Raw genomic sequence first — 2,341 nt, forward strand, 5'->3', positions numbered from 1 at the left:
AATTTGCCGATTAACTTGGCGCTTCCTGCCGTGTAGCCGCGCACGGCCTCTTCGATAGTAAGCACCTCGTCGGCGGGCTTGAGCGGTTCTTCCAGCTTCGCAACCGTTCCGACCAGCGGCGGTGCCAGCTGACGCGTCATGAGGCTGTAGATGTTGTTGAACGGGTTCAGCCCCATCAGGCCGCCTTCAGTCGCCGGATAATCGGACCCCAAGGCAATGACCGCTCCCGAGTCCTCCCAGGCGCGAACCGGGAATTGTTCCGTATTGGTGCGTTCCTCGCCCATCGACGTGACGTATTGTGGCTTGTAGAACAGCCAGATTCCCGTGGTTTGAACCATCACGTCGTTCTTCGCCCAGCGCGGAACATCCTGCGGCCTGACCCACCAGGAATGCGTGGTACTGAGAATGGAGTCTTTGTTCCCGGAAGCCCGGATTTCCCCGTAAATATCGAGCATCAGGCTATTGCAGCGATCGCCGACGCAATGCGTTGTGACATTGAAACCCATGTCTGCTGCTTTGATTGACGCTTCGCGCGTGAAATCATCGCCGGAATTCATTGCGCCGTGTCCCTCATGGTCGAGATAAGGCTCGAACATGTAGGCCTTGTAATTCTCGGTCACGCCGTCGCCGATAATCTTCAACGTATCGAGCCAGACGTGCTCAGACTTAAAGCGCTGCGAAAATTCTTCGATCGTCGAAAGCACCTTCCTGCCCAGTTCCTGCGTATTGAACATGTAGGCCAGGCTGACGCGGATTGGCAACTCGCCTCGCTTGTCCATGTCGATCAGTGCTTGGTATCCGGCTTCGGTACTGAGCGGGAATCCCATGTCGTATGCGCCTGTGAAGCCAAGGCTGGTCAGGATCGCCAGCATGTCCGGCAAGGAGGCCGCAATGGCCTCAGGTGTCACGGCCTTCGAGCGAACGATAACGGGAATATGCGCCGGAGAGCCCTGGATGACGCCCGTGAGCTCGCCGCTCGCGTCCCTCACATAGGTGCCGCCGGCGACGTCGGGCGTGTCTTCCGTGATGCCGGCAAGCTCTAGCGTCTTGCTGTTGACCCAAGCATTGTGGTTGGTCTCGTCCAGCAGGACGACGCCGCGGTCCGGCATGACGTCGTCGAGGATTTCCTTGGTGGCCAAGCCGTTCTGCAGCACTGCCGCGGCAACGCCGGTTCCGAAGATTGTCGATGTACCCGGATGTTCCTTTGCATAGGCAGCCACCTTGTCCGCGACCTCTTCGGCCGTGTCGTTCTGGGTGGCAACCACTCCCGATATCGCCGCAGCTGCGACCAGCAGGTGGAGATGGGTCTCGATGAATCCCGGGACCATCAGATGGCCATGGGCATTAATAACCCTGGTGTCGTCTCCTATGAAGGACCGCACGCCAGCGTCATCACCTACGTAGGAGATCGTATTACCAGTGATGGCAACCGCTTGCGCCTGCGGATTGGCCTCGTCCATCGTCCTTATATTGGCATTGGTGAAGACGATATCTGCCGTTTGCGCGAATCCCGATTGCGATGCGGTGAGGGTCGCAACGAAAATGACAGACGCACGAAGCGCATTTCGCATGTTCAGGGCACAATGACGCAGTTTCATTATTCGGGTTCTCCCTTCGTCGTAAATACAAGCCGTCAGGACACAAACCCGGACGGCCAAAAAAATCGCTAATTCGACGGGTATATGGACCGTGAAAGGCCAGCTAGATTCAGTCTACCTGAGCCCCATTCCGAACGGAAACCAGTTGAGCACCGGTAACCCGCGGCCGGCAGATGGCTTTTCGGGTATCGTCTGGAAATATTTTTGATTCTAAAGACCCACGGCAGAATGGCCGCTTTGGGTCATTAGCGGTCATTCAGACCAATTCTAGCCGAATGGCCGCTTTAGGGTGGAAAGCGGACACTCGACCTGGGCGAATGTCCGCTCTCACCAATACCGGACGTTCAGAGGCCCTGGGAAGGCCTGACTTGAATGTCTGCTAACGGCCAAAAGCGGCCGCCTGACCGGCTCTGTTCCTTCCTGGGTCTCAGTTGAACCTGGTTCGGGTTTCGACGTCGATAAAGCTACTCTTGCCAGCTATACCTGATCTTGGGGTCAGCCAACGGCCCGGCGGCTACTGAAGGCTCGGCGTAGGTGATCTTGCCGTCCATAAGGGTCAGCAACACGGTCGTATTCGGGATGTCTTCGACACCGATATCGAACAGATTGTCGGAAAGCACCACCAGGTCAGCCTTCTTGCCAGTGGTGATCGAGCCCAGCTCGTCAAATTTGCCGATTAACTTGGCGCTTCCTGCCGTGTAGCCGCGCACGGCCTCTTCGATAGTAAGCACCTCGTCGGCGGG

At 57.2% G+C, this 2,341-nt stretch carries 2 protein-coding genes; both read right to left on the minus strand.

Going from position 1 to position 2,341, the window contains the following annotated elements; translation table 11 throughout:
* A partial coding sequence (locus ACQY6C_RS14705) for an amidohydrolase (RefSeq protein ID WP_427970028.1) occupies window positions 1-1,598 on the minus strand: 1,598 nt, incomplete at its 3' end.
* Between the two features lie 464 nt (window positions 1,599-2,062).
* On the minus strand, window positions 2,063-2,341 hold a 279-nt coding region (locus ACQY6C_RS14710), incomplete at its 5' end, for an amidohydrolase family protein (RefSeq protein WP_427970030.1).

Source organism: Altererythrobacter sp. (genome assembly GCF_050299635.1).
In the GTDB taxonomy this organism is placed as follows: Bacteria; Pseudomonadota; Alphaproteobacteria; order Sphingomonadales; family Sphingomonadaceae; genus Erythrobacter.